This is a genomic window from Arthrobacter sp. 10T44 (assembly GCF_056393885.1).
The window spans coordinates 42,224-60,276 of the sequence record NZ_JBFTGT010000004.1 but is presented as its reverse complement, the minus strand read 5'-3'; the positions used below and the strand labels follow the sequence as shown (position 1 = coordinate 60,276).

The following is an 18,053-nucleotide window of genomic DNA, read 5'->3' as shown; positions in this document are numbered from 1 at the left end:
GATCAGCCCCGGACCAGGGCCAGGACCCGGTCGCGGACGCGTTCCATGGTTTCCTGGTCCGTGGCCTCGACGTTCAGGCGGAGGAACGGCTCGGTATTGGACGGGCGCAGGTTGAACCAGTAGCTTCCGTCAGCGGCGATGAAGGTGCTGCCGTCGAGGTAGTCCACCTCGACGTCTTCGTCGTAGAAGTCCACGCGGACACGCTCCACGGCGGCGGCCTTGTCCTCGATTTCCGAGTTGATCTCGCCGGAGGACTTGTAGGGCTCGTATTCGCGGCCGAGCTCCGACAGCGGGCCGTCCTGCTCGCCGAGGGCAGCCAGGACGTGCATGGCGGCCAGCATGCCGGTGTCCGCATTCCAGAAATCGCGGAAGTAGAAGTGGGCGGAGTGCTCGCCCCCGAAGATCGCACCTTCGGCCGCCATCACGGCCTTGATGAAGGAGTGTCCCACCCGGGTGCGGAACGCGCGGCCGCCGTCGTTGACCACCAGTTCGGGCACCGCCCGCGAGGTCAGCAGGTTGTGGATAATCGTCGGCGTTTCCTCGCCGTTGGCCTTGGCGCGGGCGATCTCGCGGCGCGCCACCATGCCGGTGACGGCCGACGGCGAGACCGGCTCGCCCTTTTCGTCGATCACGAAGCAGCGGTCGGCGTCGCCGTCGAACGCCAGGCCGATGTCCGCGCCGTGCTCGACGACGGCGGCCTGCAGGTCGCGCAGGTTTTCCGGCTCCAGCGGGTTGGCCGGGTGGTTCGGGAAAGATCCGTCGAGCTCGAAGTAGAGCGGGATGATCTCGAGCGGCAGCTTGGGCAGCAGCGTGTCACCCAGCACGGCGGGGGTCGTCATGCCGGCCATGCCGTTGCCGGCGTCCACCACGACCTTGAGCGGTCGGGATCCGCTGAGGTCAACGAGGCTGCGCAGGTACTCGGAGTAGTCCTTGAGGACGTCCCGCACGCTGATCAGGCCGCGGGGGCCGTTCGCGGGGATGGTGCCGGCGTTGAGGTATTCCTCGGCCAGGGCCTGGATCTCCTTCAAACCGGTTTCGGAGGAGATCGGCACGGCGCCGGCCTTGGCCATCTTGATGCCGTTGTACTCGGCCGGGTTGTGGCTTGCGGTGAACGTGGCGCCGGCAGCGTTCAGGGCGCCGCAAGCGTAGTACAGCTCGTCCGTGGAGATCAGGTCGAGCAGCTGGACGTTGGCGCCGCGGGTTGCCGCGCCGTTGGCGAAGGCCCGGCTGAACTCGGGGGAGGAGGGGCGCATGTCGCCGCCGACCAGTACTGTCTGTCCGGCCAGGTCCAGGACGTCCACAAAGGCAGCCCCGACGGCTTCGACGATTTCCGCGGTGATGGATTCGCCCACAATTCCGCGCACGTCGTAGGCCTTGAAGGAAGCCGAGAGGTCAAAAGTCTTTGTCTGGTCGCTAGTCACGGCTCCCATCTTACGTGGAAGCCGCCGGGGACCGTCCGCGCCGGCCGCGTATGTGGATACGGATTGTCCACATACGACTCCGCCCGCTTCGTGGCTGTCGGAGGGGACTGGGATACTGAAGCAATGGCCAATAACCAGAACGCTGCAGTCCTTTCCGCAACCGAATCACCCTCCGCCGGGGGTACCGGGACGCGTGAGCAGGCCCAGGCGGTGCTGCGCGAACTTGTGGGGCACCCGGATGCTGAGTTCCACGACGGCCAGTTCGAGGCTATCGAGGCCCTCGTAGACGGCGGCCGGCGCGCCCTTGTCGTGCAGCGCACCGGCTGGGGCAAGTCGGCCGTGTACTTCGTCGCGTCCTTGCTGCTGCGCCGCCGCGGAGCGGGCCCGACGCTGATCGTGTCCCCGCTGCTCGCGCTGATGCGGGACCAGGTCGCCGCCGCCGCGGAGGCCGGGGTCCGGGCCGTGGCCATCAACTCGGCAAACCAGCTCGACTGGGACACCGTCCGCGAACAGCTCGCGGCCGACGAGGTGGACGTGCTCCTCGTGTCCCCGGAGCGGCTCACCAACCCGTCGTTCCGGGAGAACCAGCTGCCTGAGCTGGTCCGCCGGACCGGGCTGCTGGTGATCGATGAGGCGCACTGCATCTCGGACTGGGGCCACGACTTCCGGCCGGACTACCGGCGGATCGCCGACCTGATCACCCAGCTGCCGGACAGCGTCCCGGTCCTGGCCACCACCGCCACCGCCAACTCGCGGGTGGTGCACGACATCGAGGAACAGCTCGGTGAGGGCGTGCTGACCATCCGCGGCGCCCTGGGCCGTGAGTCCCTGCGGCTGGGCGTGCTGCGGCTGCCCGACTCCCGGGAGCGGCTGGGCTGGCTGCTTACCCACCTGAAGGACCTTCCCGGCAGCGGCATCATCTACACCCTCACCGTGTCGGCCGCGGAGGACACCGCCCGGCTCCTGGCCGAGGCCGGCCACGAAGTGCTCGCCTACACCGGCCGGACCGACCCCGCGGACCGGGAACGCGCCGAGCAGCTGCTCAAGGACAACCAGGTGAAGGCGCTGGTGGCCACCTCCGCCCTCGGCATGGGCTTCGATAAGCCGGACCTTGGCTTCGTGGTGCACCTCGGGGCGCCGTCGTCCCCGGTGGCCTACTACCAGCAGGTCGGCCGTGCCGGCCGCGGCGCGGCAAACGCCGACGTGCTGCTCCTGCCCGGCTCCGAGGACCGGGACATCTGGCAGTATTTCGCCACCGCGTCGATGCCCTCGGAAGAAAAGGCCTCCGCGGTCCTGACCGCGCTGGCCGAGGCCGGCACCGCGGTGTCCACCGTGGCGCTTGAGGCCCGGGTGGACCTGCGCCGGACGCCGCTGGAGCTTTTGCTGAAGGTGCTGGCCGTGGACGGGGCCGTCGAGCGCGTGGGCGGCGGATGGCGTTCCACCGGCCAGCCGTGGACCTACGATGCCGAGCGGTATCGCCGGATTGCGGAGGCACGCGTTGACGAGCAGGACTCCATGGTGATCTACCAGGACACCGCCGGCTGCCGGATGGAGTACATCACCTCGGTGCTCGACGACGAGACCGCCACCGCCTGCGGCCGCTGCGACAACTGCGCCGGCCGGTGGTTCCCCGCCGACATTGCCGCCGACGCCACCGAAACGGCGGGCGCGACACTGAACCGGGCCGGCATGGTGCTGGAACCGCGGCTGCAGTGGCCCAGCGGTATGGACCGCCTCGGCGTGAACGTAAAGGGCAAGATCAAGCCGGAGGAAAGCCTGGCCAATGGACGGGTGCTGGCGCGGCTGACAGATCTGGGCTGGGGCGGCGCGCTGCGCGAGACCTTCGCCGCGGGTGCCCCCGACCGGGCCGTGGACCCCGGCATGCTGCGGGCCTGCGTGCAGGTCCTCCGCGAATGGGGCAGCGGCGACGCGCGCAACCCCGGCTGGAGCGGCGCTGGCCGTCCGGCCGCGATCGTCAGCGTCCCGTCCCGGGGCAAGCCTGAATTGGTGGAGTCGCTGGCCCGCGGTATCTCCGAAATCGGCCGCATCCCGTACCTGGGCCAGCTGCAGCTTGCCCACGGCGGCCCCACGGGCGGCCGCGGCGGAAACAGCGCCTACCGTCTCGCCGGGGTTTGGGACCGGGTCGTGGTGGGGCCCGAGCTGGCCGCGGCGCTGGACGGCCTCCAGGGCCAGAGCGTCATGCTGGTGGACGATCTGGTGGACAGCCGCTGGACCGTCACCGTGGCCGGACGTGCCCTGCGGCTAGCAGGCGCCGGGGCAGTGCTGCCGCTCGTGCTCGGCCAGGCCGGCTGAGCCGAGGCCATCCCGGGCAGCGCTTTTAGCAGCGCGCGCTTCGTTGCGCGCGCTCAGCTGCTGCGCGGCCGCCCGGACTCCAGCACGGCCATGGCGGCGTTGTGGCCGCCGATGGCGCTGACGGCCCCGCCGCGGCGGGCCCCGGAACCGCAAAGCAGGAGTTGCGGATCGTCCGTAGCGACGCCCCAGCGCTGCGCCGGGGTGTCCAGGGGTGCGTCGTCGTCCACGAAAGGCCAGTCGAGGCCGCCGTGGAAGATGTTGCCGCGCGGCATGCCGACGGCGCGTTCGATATCCAGGGTGGTCTTGGTTTCGATGCACGGGCGGCCGTCCGGACCTGTCAGCAGCAGCTCCTCGACCGGCTCGGCGAGGACACTGTTGAGCGAACGCAGCACCGCGGCCTGCAACTCCGCCCGCCGGGCGTCGTTGTTCTGCGCGGTGACCAGCCGGTCCGGGACATGAAGGCCGAACACTGTGAGGGTATGCGCGCCGGCCGCCTGCAGCTCCGCGGACAGGATGCTTGGATCGGTCAACGAATGGCAGTAGATCTCGCACGGCAGGGGATCCGGAACAGCCCCTCCCGCGGCGGAGACGTACGCCGCATCCAGCTGGGACCACGTCTCGTTGATGTGGAACGTGCCGCCGAAAGCCGCTTCCGGACTGACGGCGTCGTCCAGCAGCCGGGGCAGCCGCTTGAGCAGCAGGTTCACCTTGACCTGGGCGCCCTCGCGGAGATGGTTCGGGTTCTGCGTGGCGTGCTTGGCGGGTGCAGTCCCGCCCTGCGCGGCCGCAATCGGACCGCCCGACGCAGCGTTGCGCAAGCGGTCCAGGACCACGGGGGCCACATTGGACAGGACCCACGGGGCGGAGACGGTGTGGTGGGCGCCGTCGTGCAGGTAGCTGACGACGCCGCCCGGGCGGACGGAGGTGGCCTCCGCAGAGGTGAGGATGGTCGCGCCCGCGACCCTGGCCGCACGTTCCAGCTCCCCGGACACCGCGCCCATCCCGCCCACGGGCACGTCCCAGTCACCGGTCCCGCCGCCGATCAGGTGGTACAGGAAACAGATGTTCTGCTGGAGGTCGGCGTCGTCGGCGCGGGCAAAGGTGCCGATCAGGGCGTCGGTCAGGACCACGCCGCGGACCAGGTCGTGCCGGAGTGCCTCGGCGATGGCGTGCCCGACCGGCTGCTCAACCATGGCCTCCCACGCCTCCGCGGCGCCGGCCAGGCGGGCGAGTGACTTCGCCGCCGACCGGGTGGGCAGCGGGGCCGTCATGGTGGGCCAGAGCGCCCGGGTGAGCCTCCCGCAGCTGGCGTAAAACTCGTTGAAGGCGCGGAACTCGTCGTCGGACGCCCCGATCGCACCGAACGAGGCGGCCGTGGACTCGGCGTCCTCATTGTCGATCAGGAGCGCCCGTCCGGGATTGGCCGGGTCCGGGGTGTACGAGGAGTACCGCCGCCGCGCCAGCGTGATCCTCAGACCAAGGTCGTCGATGATCTGCTGCGGCAGCAGGCTCACGAGGTAGGAATAACGCGAGAGCCGTGCCCCGACGCCGTCGAACGCCTGCGCGGACACCGCGGCGCCGCCGGGCTGGTCGAGCCTTTCGAGCAGCAGGACCTTCCGGCCGGCCTTGGCCAGGTACGCCGCCGCGGCCAGGCCGTTGTGGCCGCCGCCTACGATGATCGCGTCAAACGCGTGGTTGGTCGACATGCGCCCATCCTGCCATCCGGCCGGCCCGTCACGGACGAAGCTCGCCCGGGTGGAGGCGCAGAGCGGGACCAAGGGCCCCGGGAACGCAAAAGGCCCCGGTCCAGGACCGGGGCCAAACGCGGAGACGGGGGGATTTGAACCCCCGGTGGAGTTGTGCCCCACACTTCATTAGCAGTGAAGCCCATTCGGCCGCTCTGGCACGTCTCCAATTGCTATTACTAGCCAACCAAGGATACGCAGAAGGGGCCATGCAGTGCAAAACGGTCGACGCGGGGTCACTTACGGCCGGTCCAAGCGCCCGGGATGGGTCGTAAGTGACCCCGCGTTGCCCGTCCGTGGGAATTGCACCTAGGCCGCCCGGCCCGCCAGGGCGCGCCAGAGGAAATGCTGGCTGCGGCTCTGCAGGGCCGCAGCCTGGCGGTTGTCCGAGGCGCCGGCGTGGCCGCCCTCGAGCGCTTCGTGGAACCAGACATTGGGGATGCCCATGGCCTGCATCCGGGCGGCCATCTTGCGGGCCTGCACGGGACCCACACGGTCATCCGAGGTGGCGGTCCAGATGAAGGTCTCCGGGTACTCCACCCCGTCGCGGAGCAGGTGGTAGGGCGAGAAGGTCCGGATGAACTCCCACTGCTCGGGCACATCGGGGTCGCCGTATTCGGCAATCCAGGAGTACCCCGCGGAGAGCTTGCTGTACCGGCGCATGTCCAGCAGCGGCACCCCGCAGGAGACGGCGCCGAACAGGTCCGGGTACTGGGTGAGCATGTTCCCCACCAGCAGGCCGCCATTGGAGCCGCCCACGCAGCCCAGCCGCTGGCGGGACGTCACGCCGCGCGCGATCAAGTCCTGCGCCACGGCGGCGAAGTCCTCGTAGGCGCGGTGCCGCTTGTCCTGCAGCGCGGCGCGGTGCCACGACGGCCCGTACTCGCCGCCGCCGCGGATGTTCGCCACCACGTAAACGCCGCCCCGGCTGTGCGGCACGTCGCCCTCGGCGCCCGCTGATTCCTCCGTGCGCCGCTCCAGCCAGGCCCGGCCGACGGCGCCGCTGTAGGCAGGGGTGCGGGAAATCTCGAATCCGCCGTAGCCGGAGAGCTGCGTAGGGTTCTGCCCGTCCAGCACCAGGTCCTTCGCGGCGATCTGGAAGTAGGGCACACGCGTGCCGTCCTTGGACACGGCGAAGTGCTGCTGGACCTCGTAGGCGTCCTCGTCGAAGAACGACGGCGCGGTCCGGACCACCTCGTGCGTGCTGACGACGCCGTCCGCGCCGGCGCGCGTGAGCGTGCCGCGGGTCAGCGTGCTCGGCGTCGTAAATCCGGTGGCGACCAGCCAAAAGTCGTTCCCGGCCCCGCCACTCCCGTCGCCGTCGTCGCCGCTGCCGTCTTCATCGTCCACGGCGTAGGCGTTGACGTCATGCAGCGGCGGGCAGGCATCGAGCACGCTGGAGGCCCAGGCGACGTCCGCCCCGGGCCGTTGCGGATCGAGCACCCGGATCTCGGAGGAGACGTCGCGGAGCAGGTTCAACAGCAGGAAGTCCCGGGTCCAGCTCCACGACTGCAGGGAGGTGTGCGCATCCGGGGTGAACAGCACGGACAGTTCCCGGCTGCCGGCCAGGAAGTCATCGAAGCGCGCCGCCAGCAGGGACCCGGCCGGGTAGCTCGTTCCGTCCAGGGTCCACTCGCCCTGCGGACGGAAAAGCAGCCATTCCCGGTGCGAGCTAAGGTTCACGTCCTCGGGCACGTCCAGCTCGACCCAGACGCCGTCGCACAGTACCGAGGTGCGCTTTTCGAAGAAGCTGATCCAGTCCACCGCGAAAGTCCGCTCGAAGCCGGGGGTGGAGTCGTGCGCCAGGAGCGCCATCATGTGGTCTTCCGGAATTTCGAACAGCCGCTCGGCCGAGGCCAGGGACTCGCCGCGGCGCAGGACCACGCCGGTCCGGGCGTAGGAAGAGGTGGTTTTCGGCAGTCCCGCGGCCGTGCTGGCGACCAGCAGGGTGTCCGCGTCCAGCCACGAAACGTTGCCCTTCGCGGTCGGGAGGTCAAAGCCGCCCTCGGCCGGGTCGACAAAGCTGCGGGTCTCGACGTCGAACTCCCGGTAGCGGTTCGCGTCGCCGCCGTCGGGGGAGAGCGCCAGCAGGGCCAGCCGGTGCGGCTGCCCGGCCGCGGGGCGGAGGAAGCTGGCGCCGTGGAAGACCCATTCCTCGCCTTCGGCTGCGGCAAGGGCGTCGACATCGAGCAGGGTTTCCCACGCGGGGGAACCCGCCCGGTAGCTCTCCCAGTCCGTGCGCCGCCACAGGCCCTTGGGATTCTCGCGGTCCTTCCAGAAGTTGTAGTACCACTGGCCGTGCTTGCCCACCATGGCGATCCGATCGGTGGAGTCCAGCACCTCCAGGATCCGGTCTTCGAGTTCGCCGTACTCGGCATCCTCCAGCAGTTCCTCGGTGCGGGCATTTTGTTCCCGGACCCAGGCCAGTTGTTCCTCGCCGTAGATTTCCTCCAGCCAGATGTTCTCATCGACGGGTTCGGGGGCGGTCCCGGAAAGCGCGCCGGAGGGCTCGCCGGGCGCGGTGGGGTACTCAGCTGAAGTGGTGGTCATGGGCCCATCCAAGCAACACCGGTGCCGGGCAGGCAAGTCAAGGCGGCAGCGCGGATGCGGATACGCTGGATGCCGTGGGTAAATCGCAGAGCATCCGGACGGCACTGATTGGCGCCGGTCCCCGGGGTACCAGTGCGCTGGAGCGGTTGCTCGCCAACTGGGCCCTGACCACCCCTGAAGCCTGCCTGCACATCGACGTGATCGACCCTTATCCCGCGGGCGCCGGCCACGTCTGGCAGCCCGGACAGTCCCGTCTCTACCTGATGAACACCCAGTCCTTCTATCCCACGGTGGTCCCGGAGGATCCGGAGCTTGCGGTGCCGCTGGCCGGGCGCACCTTTGACCAGTGGCGGGAGCTGCAGCGGAAGGATCCGGACCCGGCATTGTCGGCCGATGAACGCACCGAGTTGTCCGGCCTGGGTTCCGCCGGCTTCCCCAGCCGTGCGCTGTACGGCCGCTACCTGAGGTCCACGCTCGAGGAGCTGCTGGAGAAGCTGCCCGCCGGGGTCACCGTGGATTTCCATCAGACCACCGCGACGTCGGTCCGGCCGGCCGCGGGCCCCGGGAACGCGGGGTTCGACGTCGCACTCGCCGACGGGACCGAGCTCACCGTCGGGTCCGTGGTGCTGGCGCTCGGCCACCTGGACTCCCGTCTCAACCCGGAGCAGCGTGAGCTCCAGGCGGCGGCGGACGAACTCGGGCTGAAGTACCTGCCGCCGGCCGCCCCGGCCGACGTTGATTGGTCCGGAATTCCCGCCGTCCAGCCGGTGCTGGTGCGGGGCATGGGCCTGAACTTCTTCGACGTGATGGGCCAGCTGACCGAGGGTCGCGGCGGCAAATTCCTGCCCGCACCGGACGGGGCGGGGCTGACGTACCTGCCGTCCGGCCGGGAACCGTCCATCATCGCTGCCTCGCGCCGCGGAACCCCGTACCGGGCGAAGGCGACCCTGGCCGGCTACTACCCGGCAGCGGTGTCGCTGAGGTACTGCACTGAGGATGCGCTCGCCAAGTTTGCCGCCGCCGGTATCCTGCCCGCTTTCGACCACGACCTGTGGCCGCTGCTGCACCGGGATGTCGTGTGGGCCTACTACTCCACCCTGGCGCGCACGCACCCGGACGCCGTGGGCGCGGACCCGGCCGGCTTCCTGGCCGGACTGGAGGAGGCGCTGCAGCCGCACGCCCACTCCACCGTGAAGTGGGAAGAGGCCGCCGGCGCGGTGATCGACGCCCACGTCCGCCCTGCCTACCGGCTGGACCTGCTGGGACTTGCCGCGCCGCTGGCGGGCCGCAGCTTCGCGTCCCGGGCGGAACTGGATGCCGCCGTCGTCGACTATCTGCTCGACGACGCGAGGCGCTCCGCGCTCGGTGAGGACGATCCGGTGAAGATGGCGATCGGCGCCCTGCATCACGGCCGGGCAGTGCTGAAGACGGCCGTGGCCGACGGCGGCATCACCGAACAGTCCTGGGTCGCCGGCCTGCGCGGCTGGTTTGAGTCCTTCGTGGAAGGGCTCGCGAGCGGCCCGCCGGCCCTCCGTGCCGAGCAGCTTGCGGCCCTGGCCCGCGCCGGCGTGGTCAGCTTCGTGGGACCGGACCCCAAGTTCGGCGTCGACCGCAAGGCCAGGGCGTTCACGGCCGCCTCCCCATGGGTGGCCGGGCGGGACGGCGGCGGCGGTGAGGCAGTACAGGCCGCGGTGCTGATTGAGGCGCTGGCCCCTGCCAACCGGGTGGCGATCAACGCGTCGCCGCTGCTGGAGCAGTTGCTCGCGGACGGCCTGGTGCGCCCGCGCCTCATGATGAGCGTGGAAGGCACGCCCGTGCAGAGTTCCGGGCTGGAGGTGCTCCCGCATCCCTACCGGCCCGTCGGTGCGAACGGATCGGTCACGGAGGGGATCTACGTGCTGGGCCTGCAGCTCTCCGCCGCGCAATGGGGCACCGCCATCGCCGCGGAGGCGCGGCAGCAGCAGGGGCCGGTCTACCGCAGCGGACAGCGCACGCTGCGCGACGCTGACGAGATTGCCCGGGACATCCTCGCCCGGTAGCGCCCTGGTTCTCGGCGCCGGGGTGGATGCCGCGGGTTTCGGAGCGTTCGTCCGGGTCCGGATCCAGTCCGAGGGATGGTGCCTCATCCGCCACAGCAGCCCCGCCCGGGTTAGTGGAGTGGCCGACCCCAGGGCCAACGAAAAATGAGCATGTCCCCTCCCCGGGCCGGGCAGTGGACACTTGCACAATATGTCCACCGCTCCGGCCGGGGGAGGGGCATGCTCACTGAGGCTGGGCTACGGAACTAGCCCTTCAGGCATTTCCGGTACGCGGCCATTGCCGTGCCGTAGTTGGCCTGACCCACGAGGTCCGCGGGCCGCTTCGGCTTGACCGGCGCGGTGCACTGCGGCGGGACCGGCACGCTGGCCGCGACCAGCACGTCCGCCTTCACCACAGTGCCGGACTCGACGGCGGTGAGCACCAGGGTGCCCGTGCCCGCAACAGCGCCGGCCGGCACCAGCACGCTTACGGTGGCCGCGCCGGCGGAAACCGGCACCGTCCCGAGCGCGGTCACGGTGCCCGCGGCGTCGGCGAACTCGGCCCGCAGCGAGGTGTTGGCCGGGCTGCCGAGCGAGGTGAGGTCCAGCTTGGAGACCGCCAGGGTGATCGGCTCCCCGCTCTTGACCTCGGCCGCGGTGGTGTTCACCACGGCCACGGAACGGCGCGCGAAGTCCGGCGAGACGGGCGTGTGCGTCTGCAGGTACTTGATCCACGCGTCGCGGTCCACCAGCCCTGAGTCCTTGGTGCCGGTGCCGGACTTGAAGATGCGGAAGTTGTCGCCGCCGGTGGCCAGGAAGCTGAACGTGCCGATCCGGTAGGACTTCGCCGGATCGATCAGCGCACCGTTGACCCGGATCGCGGTGATCCGGTCACCCGCGGCGCGGGCTGCGTCGTAGGTGTAGTTGACGTTCTTGGACAGGCCCAGCTGCTGGTAGGCGCGGCTGGGGACCGTGCCGTCCGGGTTGGTCTGCCACTGCTGCTCCAGTAACGTCTTGAACTGCGCGCCCGTGAGCGTGGTGGTCCAAAGGTTGTTCACGAACGGCAAGACCGCGTTGGCCTCGGCGTAGGTGATGGTGCCTTCCGGGGCGTAGTAGAGCTCGTTGCGCAGGCCGCCCGGGTTGACGACGCCGATTTCTGCGGCGCCGAGTTCCGGCGCCTTGAGCGCGTCCACGAGCGAGTCCGCCACGAGGTTGCCCAGCGTGGATTCGCTCGCGCGGTCGTCACGCACGGCGGGGGTTCCGCCGAACGCCGTCGTGATGTCCGCGGTGACCTTGCCGACCGGCTGGTTGCCGATCACGGCGGCGTCGGCGACGGCCTTGTCCACGATGGCCTTGACCGCAGCCACCCGCGGGTACGCGGCGACCAGGTCGGCCGCCGGGTCCGTGGTGCGCTTGACGTTGGCCGCCTTGTAGCCGGTGACGGACATGGTCTTGGTGTCGATGGTGAGCTGGATCTGTCCGATGAACTCGCCGTAGTTGCCGGTCTGGACGATCGGACGGGTCTTGCCCGTGGGCTGCCCGGCAGAATCCAGCACGGGTGCGTCCCAGGCGTACTGCTTGTGGGTGTGGCCGTTGAAGATCGCGGCGACATCCGGGGTGACTTCCTTGACCATCTTGGCGAAGGGGCCGCCCGCGGCGACCTCCTGCTCCAGGGTGGCGCCCTCGGGAGTGCCGGAACCGGCGCCGTCGTGGTTCTCCACGATGATCACGTCGGCGAGCTTGCCCGCCTTGATCTTGGCGGCGACCCGGTTGATGGCATCGACGGGATCGCCGAACTCAAGGTCCGCGATCCCGGCAGGGGTGACCAGGGACGGCACTTCCTGCGTGACTGTGCCGATCACGGCGACCTTGATCCCGTTCATGTCCAGAACGGTGTATTCGGGCAGCGCCGGCTCGGTGGTGCCCTTCTGGTAGACGTTGGCGCCGAGGTACGGGAACTTTGCGTTGCCGCCGCCGGCGATGACCCGGTCGCGCAGGTCGGCCCAGCCGCCGTCGAACTCGTGGTTGCCCACGGCCGAGGTGCGGAGGTCCAGGGCGTTAAGGACATCGATGGTCGGCTGGTCCTTGGCGACGGCCGAGGCAAACAGCGAGGCGCCGATGTTGTCGCCGGCGGAGAGGAACGCGGTGGCGCCGGGGGCCGCGGCGGCCCGGAGCTTCTCGATCGTTCCGGCGAACAGCACCGTGTTGGAATCGATGCGGCCGTGGAAATCGTTGATGCCCAGGAAGTTCAGGTCAACGCTGGCCGGGGTGGTGGGCAGGTCCAGTCCGACGACGACCGGATCGTGGTCGCTGGCGCGGAACTGGTTCGGAGCGTAGTAGTCGGTGACGTTGTTGTTGTGGCGGCTGTATTCCAGCGCCACGGACTCCACCGAGTTGATGTTCCAGATGTCCGCGCCGGTGACGACGGCGTTGGCCGCCGGCGAGGCGAGGATGTGGTCCAGTGAGCCCACCAGGCCGCCGAAGAGGTAGGAGTGCTTGGCGCTGCCGTCGGCGTTCTTGGCCTTTTCGTCCTGGTTGACGTACCCGGCCGCCGTGAGGACGTTGATCGGGTCCTCCTTGGCGTAGGAGTTGAAGTCGCCGATCAGGAAGACCTTGGTGGTGCCCTTGGACTTCTGCAGCTCGTCGGAGAAGGCCAGCAGGGACTGCGCCTGGGCGGTGCGGGCGAGGTTCGAGGCGCCCTGGCCCTTGTCGGTGTCGTCCGGCGTTGCAGCCGAGCCCTTGGACTTGAAGTGGTTGGCGATCGCGATGAACTTCTTGTCATCGGCCGCGCCGACCGGCTTGAAGACCTGGGCCAGCGGCTTGCGGGCACTGGCGAAGGCAACTGTGTCGTTGTGGATGATGGATTCGCCCAGCGGCTCCGCCGCGGCCTTCTTGTAAATGAAGGCGGTGCGGATCATGTCCTCATCGGCCAGCGGGGGTGCGTTGGCGGGGGTGCGGACGTAGTCCCAGATGCCGGGGGTGGCGACGTTCAGGGCGTCGACCAGCTTGGCCAGGGCGTCGTCCCGGTTCTTGCCGAACTGGGCCGAGTTCTCGACCTCCATCAGCGTGACGACGTCGGCGCCGGACTTGGAGATGGCGGCAACAATCTTGTCCTGCTGGCGCTTGAGGTTTTCGGCGTTCGCGGCGCCGCGGACGTTGCAGCCGCCGCTGACGGTGATGGGGTTGCCCGCCCGGTCCGTGTAGAACTTGCAGCCGGCGACCTGGTCGCCGGTGGTGGGGAAGTAGTTGAGCACGTTGAACGAGGCAAGCTTGAGGTTGCCGCCCACCGCCGTCGGGGCCTCGGCGCGGGTGGCGCCGAAGCCGGCCGGCTGGACCGTGTCCGCGTTGGCGGCGGTCAGCTGGGTCAGCGGCTGGAACTTCCAGGCGCTGTTGGCGTAGCTGAGCACCACGTTGGTCTTGAACGTCACCGGCGCGCCCACCCGGACGTGATCCGCGGTGGTCAGGTACGGCAGCGTCAGTGCCTTGTTGGTGGCGTCCTTGAGGAAGTTGGTGCTGGCGCCGTCGTCGAGCTTGATGCCGCGGGCGGCGTTGGCCGCGACGGTGGCGGTGTATTCGGCGGAGCCGTAGGGGGCGACGGCGGTGGGCTGCTCCAGCGGGGTGGTGCCGCCGGCCAGGCCGATTTCGCCGTACTGGTTCAGCGAGTAGTTGTCCGCAACAGTGACCGGCCCCTGCGGCGTCAGCAGCATGGCCTCGAGGGATTCGCGGAACGCCTCGTCGGCCGGAAGGGCGAAGCCGGTGGCCTTGACCTCGGGGGCGGCCTCCGTCAGCTTAGTGACTCCGGCGGCGCCGGCGACGTTGAGCTGGGTCATGCCGTAGTACTCGGCAACGTCGCCGGTGACCTCGACGTAATCGCCGATCTGCACTCCGGCGACGGCGGACGGCGCGTAGACGAAGATGGCGTCCGACGCCGTGTGGTTGGCCGGGGTCAGATCGCCGCCGGTTCCGGGCGTCTGGATGTAGAAGCCTGCGAAGCCGCCTGTCGGGAAGGTCGCCGTGACCTTTCCGCGGGTGGTGACGGGGGTGCCGGCGAGCGGGCTGGCCGCGCCGGTGCCCTGGATTTCCGCGATGCTCTTGGCCGTCGGGGGAGTGACCGGTCCCGGATCGACCGGGGCGGTCTCACCGTTGGCCGCCTTGGGCGTGATGGCGACGTTAAGCGTGAAGTCAGCGGCGTTGTTGTTGCTGTCCGCACCGCCGCTGCGGTTCATGCTCTTGACATCGGTGTTGCCCGACGGCGCCGTTGCCGCCTGGGTTTCGAAGGTGTTGGAGCTGCCGTAGCCGAGCAGGTCGGCGACGTTCGTGGGTTCGACGACGGAGCCGGTGGCCAGCGTAGCCAGGGCGGTGGCCTGCTTGGCCAGGACGATCGTTCCGCCGGCGCCGGCCGGGTTGAAGCCGGTGGCGGTGACGTCCGCGGCGGGCAGATCAAGTCCGGCGATGCCGTTGCTGCCACCCTTGAGCAGGTAGTACCCCTTGGCGGCGACGGTGCCGGACAGGGGCACCGTGGTGCTCGGGGCGGTGGTGCCCGTGGCGGAGCGGTACTGGATGGACCAACCGTCCAGCGCGACCGGGGCGTCCGAGGTGTTGTACAGCTCCACGAACTTGTTCTTGTAGGCCGCTCCGGCGCTGCCGCCGCTGAGGTAGGCCTCGTTGACGATGACTGGCGAAGTTCCGGCGGCTGCCGGTGAGACCTCCAGTGCGGCGGCGGGCAAAGCGGTCAGCGGCGCTGCGATGAGCCCCGCGGACAGTGCTGTGCCCAGCGCTGTTTTCCAAGGTGTGATTTTCATCCGCTTTAACTCTCATTAGGGTGCCCGGGTAAGGGCTGGGTGCGATGTCCGGGTAGGTGGCCCGCGGACCGGCCGGTCTGCTCCTGGTCAAGCAGATCCCGGCACAGCAAAACAGGGGTGAATGAACACAGGGTGGATTGAGTGTGCATTCGGCGAGACGGCCCCCAGCGGAACGCCTCACAGCCGGCACGGAACCCCAACAAGGTGCCCCAGCGACGGTGTTGGTAGAGCTTTTTTGACTGCCCGGCCGTCCCCCTGGCCCGGGCACTCAAAAGAATACCGGCCAGTAGGCGCTTGGGAAGCGGCTGGCCGGTATTTCTTGTGGCAATTTTTCCAAAGGATTTAGTTGGCCCTGGCTCAGGCGTTAGGGGCGGCTAAAAGGCTCTGCCCGGAGCGCCTGTTCAGGCCTGGTTGAAGCGGACCATGTTGCCGGACGGGTCGCGGAAGGCGCAATCCCGCGGTCCCCACGGTTGCACGATGGGTTCCTGGAGGACTTCCGCGCCGGCGCCGCGGACAGCCTCGAAGGTGGCATCGAGATCGTCCGTGCGGAACACGATCACGGGCAGGACGCCCTTGGTGAGCAGTTGCTGGAGCGCGTCGCCGTCGTCCTTGGAACGGCCGGCGTGCGGGGGAGAGAGCACGATCTCCAGATCAGGCTGGGCGGCGCTGACGAGGGTGACCCAGCGGTGGCCGTCCGAGCCGACGTCGTTGCGTACCTCCAGGCCCAGCACGTCGCGGTAGAAGGCGAGCGACTCGTCGACGTCGTTGACGGTGATTTGTGCGTACTGCAGTGAAATGTTCATGACTCACACGCTACGACGGCGGGAGCGGGGGCGCTTCTTCAATCCTGCTCGGCTTCCGCGACGGCCGCGTGTGCTGCCGGGCGACGCAGGACGGCATGGCCTTCACCGCACGGTGTTCCCGGTCGCGGTACGCGCTGGGCGCCATCCCGACGATCTCTGTGAACCGGGAACTGAAGGAGCCCAGCGAGGTGCAGCCGACTTCCATGCAGGCGTCGGTCACGCTGGCACCGGCTCGCAGCAGCGCCATGGCGCGTTCGATCCGCCGGGTCATGAGGTAGTTATAGGGCGTCTCGCCGTAGGCCGCCTTGAACTGGCGGGAAAAGTGCGCGGGGGACATGAGGGCGCCGGCGGCCATGGTGGGCACGTCGAGCGGCCGGGCGTAGTCGCGGTCAATCAGGTCCCGGGCCCGGCGCAGGTGGCCCAGGTTGGCCAGCTCCTGCGGTGTCATGCCGCCATCTTAGCGCTGGTCAGGACCCGTGCGGGATGCTTCACCCGGCCGGCTATCTACTCGGCCCCGGTCTTTCACCAGGCCAGAGATTTTGCCTGTCGCGACTTGATTGCCGAAATCTGGCCGCAGTTCGAGCACGTGATCCGGTAGGTCTTGGAGGTGGTGAAGATGGGGATGAAAAACAGCGTGAACTTGGTGGCGCGTTGCTGCAGGTGGTGGTGAACGAACTGGCCGCAGTGCTGGCAGGTGGCCAACCGTCCGGGCAGGTCGTTGAGGACAGTCTTAAGGCCGAAAAGGAGGAACATTGCGTGGCACCTTTCGAAAGCGGTTAGGCCGTGGGCGACAGGCGGGCTGCAAGGCCCGTCAGCAGGATGGTGATGCCTTCGTCCAGCTCGGCCATTCCGTCGTAATCGGCGAGGACCGGCGCCAGGGCCCGGAGTCGGGGAAATTCCTTCGGCGGCAGCCGGTGCAGGCCCAGGCGGAGAAGAGCCTCATTTTCCTCGGGATCCACGATGAATTCCTGCAGTTCATTGAGGATGTGGCCGTACAGGTAGCCGTAGTAGGCGCGATAGACGTGCAGGGCGTCGGCCGGCGCGAAGCCGGCGTCGATCAGCAGCGCGAGAATCTGTTCCAGCGGACGCAGGGTCCCCAGCGGCCGGAGTCCCAGGGGCGTGGACAGGGGGCGTGTTACGAGCAACGGCACAACGTTCGGGTGCCGGAGTGCGAGCTCGCGCAGACAGTGCGCGATGCGCCGGAGCTGGGCCTGCCAGTCCGGGTCGTCGGGGACGATTTCGAGTTCGTTGAGGACGAGTTCGGAGACGCCGTCAAGCAGGGCGGCGCGGTTTTCGGCGTAGCGGTACAGGCTCATGGGGTCCCGGCCGAGTTCCTGCCCGAGCCGACGCATGGTGAGCGCGTCCAGTCCCTCGGAGTCAACCAGCGCCAGGGCCGCGGACAGCACAAGCTCCCGGCTGAGGCGGCTCTTGGGCGCCGGGGCGGGCGCCGGCTTTTCTACGGGGGACATGGAATCCGATCCTGTCGGGAGGGGCCGGTCCCACAACGGGGCCGTCCCTGGGAAATTGATCAACAAGCTTGCTTACAGTGAAGTCTACGCCTATTGTCTACATTGTAGATACATCCTGGATCTTGCCGCACTGCGGCATCCGGACCCGCTTGGCGCCCCGTGCATGGCGTTCAAGTACCAGCTGCTGTAGCCCTCGGCGGCGCCCTGTGCACCCGGCGGAAACGAGCCACCATGGCAGATTCGCAATATGACCAGTTCCTTCAAGAAGCCACCACCTCCGACGCCGCATCCGGTTCCGTCCTCGGACGGGATTGCCTTTACGGGGTCTACACCAGCTGGTGTTTCCTGTCCCGGAGTGCGCCCCGGCCCGAAGATGCCTTCTGGGCGGCCATGAAGGAGAAAAAGATCCGTCCCGGGCATACGCCGCTGCGCATGAAGGGCCCGGCCGCCGCGGATTACATTCTCTCCAGCTTTCCCGGCCTGGTGTGAGTCGGATGGCCGCCAGTTCGGGCACCTACCGGCCGGTCAGCGCCCACCAGCCCCGTGGCCGCCGTCCCTGGTGCGCTGACTGCCGCAGCGACCGGCACCTCCTCGCCGGTTCCGCTGCCGTTCTGGATGCCGGGGACGAAACCCTCGCCCTGGCTGTCACCTGCACGCGCTGCGGTCTTTCCAGGGTGCTGGCGACCACTGCAACATTTGCCGCCGCCATTGCCCGTCGGCGGAACAGGTAAGGCCGGTGGTGGCAATCTTTCGATCGCCGCCACCGGCCTCTGAACCGCGCAAAATCTGCGCTCCCGCGGAAGGTAAGAGATTCGAACTCTTGGTACGGGGTTACCGCACACTGGTTTTCAAGACCAGCTCCATCGGCCGCTCGGACAACCTTCCCTGAAGAGTAGTGTTTCATAGCCGGTAGGCAGCCACAAAAGTGGCGG

The 18,053-nt window shown here is 68.8% G+C and carries 11 protein-coding genes and 2 tRNA genes; 3 read left to right on the top strand and 10 right to left on the bottom strand.

Translation table 11 applies throughout. From position 1 onward, the window contains the following. Positions 1 to 2 precede the first annotated feature (2 nt). Entirely contained in the window at positions 3 to 1,421 is a 1,419-nt protein-coding gene (locus tag AC1DBL_RS08140; RefSeq protein ID WP_441419014.1) for a phosphomannomutase/phosphoglucomutase, read from the bottom strand. A gap of 123 nt (positions 1,422 to 1,544) precedes the next feature. Here AC1DBL_RS08140 and AC1DBL_RS08135 point away from each other — a divergent pair, with 123 nt between their 5' ends. Further along, a complete protein-coding gene (locus AC1DBL_RS08135; protein WP_476925873.1) occupies positions 1,545 to 3,734 on the top strand; it encodes a RecQ family ATP-dependent DNA helicase in 2,190 nt (729 codons plus the stop codon). 53 nt (positions 3,735 to 3,787) lie between these two features. Here the strand turns inward: AC1DBL_RS08135 and AC1DBL_RS08130 are convergent, their stop codons facing one another. The 3 genes from AC1DBL_RS08130 to AC1DBL_RS08120 form a co-directional block, all read right to left on the bottom strand. Further along, positions 3,788 to 5,440 (bottom strand): phytoene desaturase family protein, encoded by a 1,653-nt coding sequence (locus AC1DBL_RS08130; RefSeq protein WP_476917701.1) that lies wholly within the window; start codon positions 5,438 to 5,440, stop codon positions 3,788 to 3,790. A 119-nt stretch (positions 5,441 to 5,559) separates the two neighbouring features. Continuing rightward, a tRNA-Ser gene (locus AC1DBL_RS08125) sits at positions 5,560 to 5,647 on the bottom strand. 141 nt (positions 5,648 to 5,788) lie between these two features. Further along, entirely contained in the window at positions 5,789 to 8,029 is a 2,241-nt protein-coding gene (locus AC1DBL_RS08120; protein WP_476925872.1) for a prolyl oligopeptidase family serine peptidase, read from the bottom strand. A gap of 74 nt (positions 8,030 to 8,103) precedes the next feature. Here AC1DBL_RS08120 and AC1DBL_RS08115 point away from each other — a divergent pair, with 74 nt between their 5' ends. After that, the gene (locus tag AC1DBL_RS08115) at positions 8,104 to 10,068 is read left to right on the top strand and encodes an FAD/NAD(P)-binding protein (RefSeq protein ID WP_476925871.1); all 1,965 of its coding nucleotides are present in this window, start codon (positions 8,104 to 8,106) and stop codon (positions 10,066 to 10,068) included. A gap of 245 nt (positions 10,069 to 10,313) precedes the next feature. Here the strand turns inward: AC1DBL_RS08115 and AC1DBL_RS08110 are convergent, their stop codons facing one another. From AC1DBL_RS08110 to AC1DBL_RS08090, 5 genes are all read right to left on the bottom strand, one after another. Further along, positions 10,314 to 14,849: an ExeM/NucH family extracellular endonuclease gene (locus tag AC1DBL_RS08110; protein WP_476925870.1), complete on the bottom strand. Its 4,536-nt coding sequence runs from the start codon at positions 14,847 to 14,849 to the stop codon at positions 10,314 to 10,316. A gap of 401 nt (positions 14,850 to 15,250) precedes the next feature. Next, a complete protein-coding gene (locus AC1DBL_RS08105; RefSeq protein WP_476925869.1) occupies positions 15,251 to 15,652 on the bottom strand; it encodes a VOC family protein in 402 nt (133 codons plus the stop codon). A 10-nt stretch (positions 15,653 to 15,662) separates the two neighbouring features. Next, positions 15,663 to 16,100: a helix-turn-helix transcriptional regulator gene (locus AC1DBL_RS08100; RefSeq protein ID WP_441419021.1), complete on the bottom strand. Its 438-nt coding sequence runs from the start codon at positions 16,098 to 16,100 to the stop codon at positions 15,663 to 15,665. Positions 16,101 to 16,174: 74 nt separating this feature from the next. Continuing rightward, a complete protein-coding gene (locus tag AC1DBL_RS08095; RefSeq protein WP_441419022.1) occupies positions 16,175 to 16,405 on the bottom strand; it encodes a zinc-ribbon domain-containing protein in 231 nt (76 codons plus the stop codon). 23 nt (positions 16,406 to 16,428) lie between these two features. Then, the gene (locus AC1DBL_RS08090) at positions 16,429 to 17,121 is read right to left on the bottom strand and encodes a TetR/AcrR family transcriptional regulator C-terminal domain-containing protein (RefSeq protein WP_476925868.1); all 693 of its coding nucleotides are present in this window, start codon (positions 17,119 to 17,121) and stop codon (positions 16,429 to 16,431) included. A 231-nt stretch (positions 17,122 to 17,352) separates the two neighbouring features. Between AC1DBL_RS08090 and AC1DBL_RS08085 the strand changes: the two genes are divergently transcribed. Next, positions 17,353 to 17,610 carry a hypothetical protein gene (locus tag AC1DBL_RS08085; RefSeq protein WP_441419024.1) on the top strand — a complete coding sequence of 86 codons (258 nt, stop codon included), beginning with the start codon at positions 17,353 to 17,355 and terminating at the stop codon, positions 17,608 to 17,610. Positions 17,611 to 17,918: 308 nt separating this feature from the next. On the opposite strand, the gene AC1DBL_RS08080 is transcribed toward AC1DBL_RS08085, so the two are convergent. After that, positions 17,919 to 18,006: transfer RNA gene (locus tag AC1DBL_RS08080), tRNA-Ser, on the bottom strand. Positions 18,007 to 18,053: the final 47 nt, after the last annotated feature.

Coding starts and splice junctions, on each gene's coding strand:
- AC1DBL_RS08110 (WP_476925870.1), bottom strand. CDS start 14,849: ATGAAAATCACACCTTGGAAAACAGCGCTGGGCACAGCACTGTCCGCG.
- AC1DBL_RS08090 (WP_476925868.1), bottom strand. CDS start 17,121: ATGTCCCCCGTAGAAAAGCCGGCGCCCGCCCCGGCGCCCAAGAGCCGC.
- AC1DBL_RS08120 (WP_476925872.1), bottom strand. CDS start 8,029: ATGACCACCACTTCAGCTGAGTACCCCACCGCGCCCGGCGAGCCCTCC.
- AC1DBL_RS08130 (WP_476917701.1), bottom strand. CDS start 5,440: ATGTCGACCAACCACGCGTTTGACGCGATCATCGTAGGCGGCGGCCAC.
- AC1DBL_RS08085 (WP_441419024.1), top strand. CDS start 17,353: ATGGCAGATTCGCAATATGACCAGTTCCTTCAAGAAGCCACCACCTCC.
- AC1DBL_RS08095 (WP_441419022.1), bottom strand. CDS start 16,405: ATGTTCCTCCTTTTCGGCCTTAAGACTGTCCTCAACGACCTGCCCGGA.
- AC1DBL_RS08135 (WP_476925873.1), top strand. CDS start 1,545: ATGGCCAATAACCAGAACGCTGCAGTCCTTTCCGCAACCGAATCACCC.
- AC1DBL_RS08100 (WP_441419021.1), bottom strand. CDS start 16,100: ATGACACCGCAGGAGCTGGCCAACCTGGGCCACCTGCGCCGGGCCCGG.
- AC1DBL_RS08105 (WP_476925869.1), bottom strand. CDS start 15,652: ATGAACATTTCACTGCAGTACGCACAAATCACCGTCAACGACGTCGAC.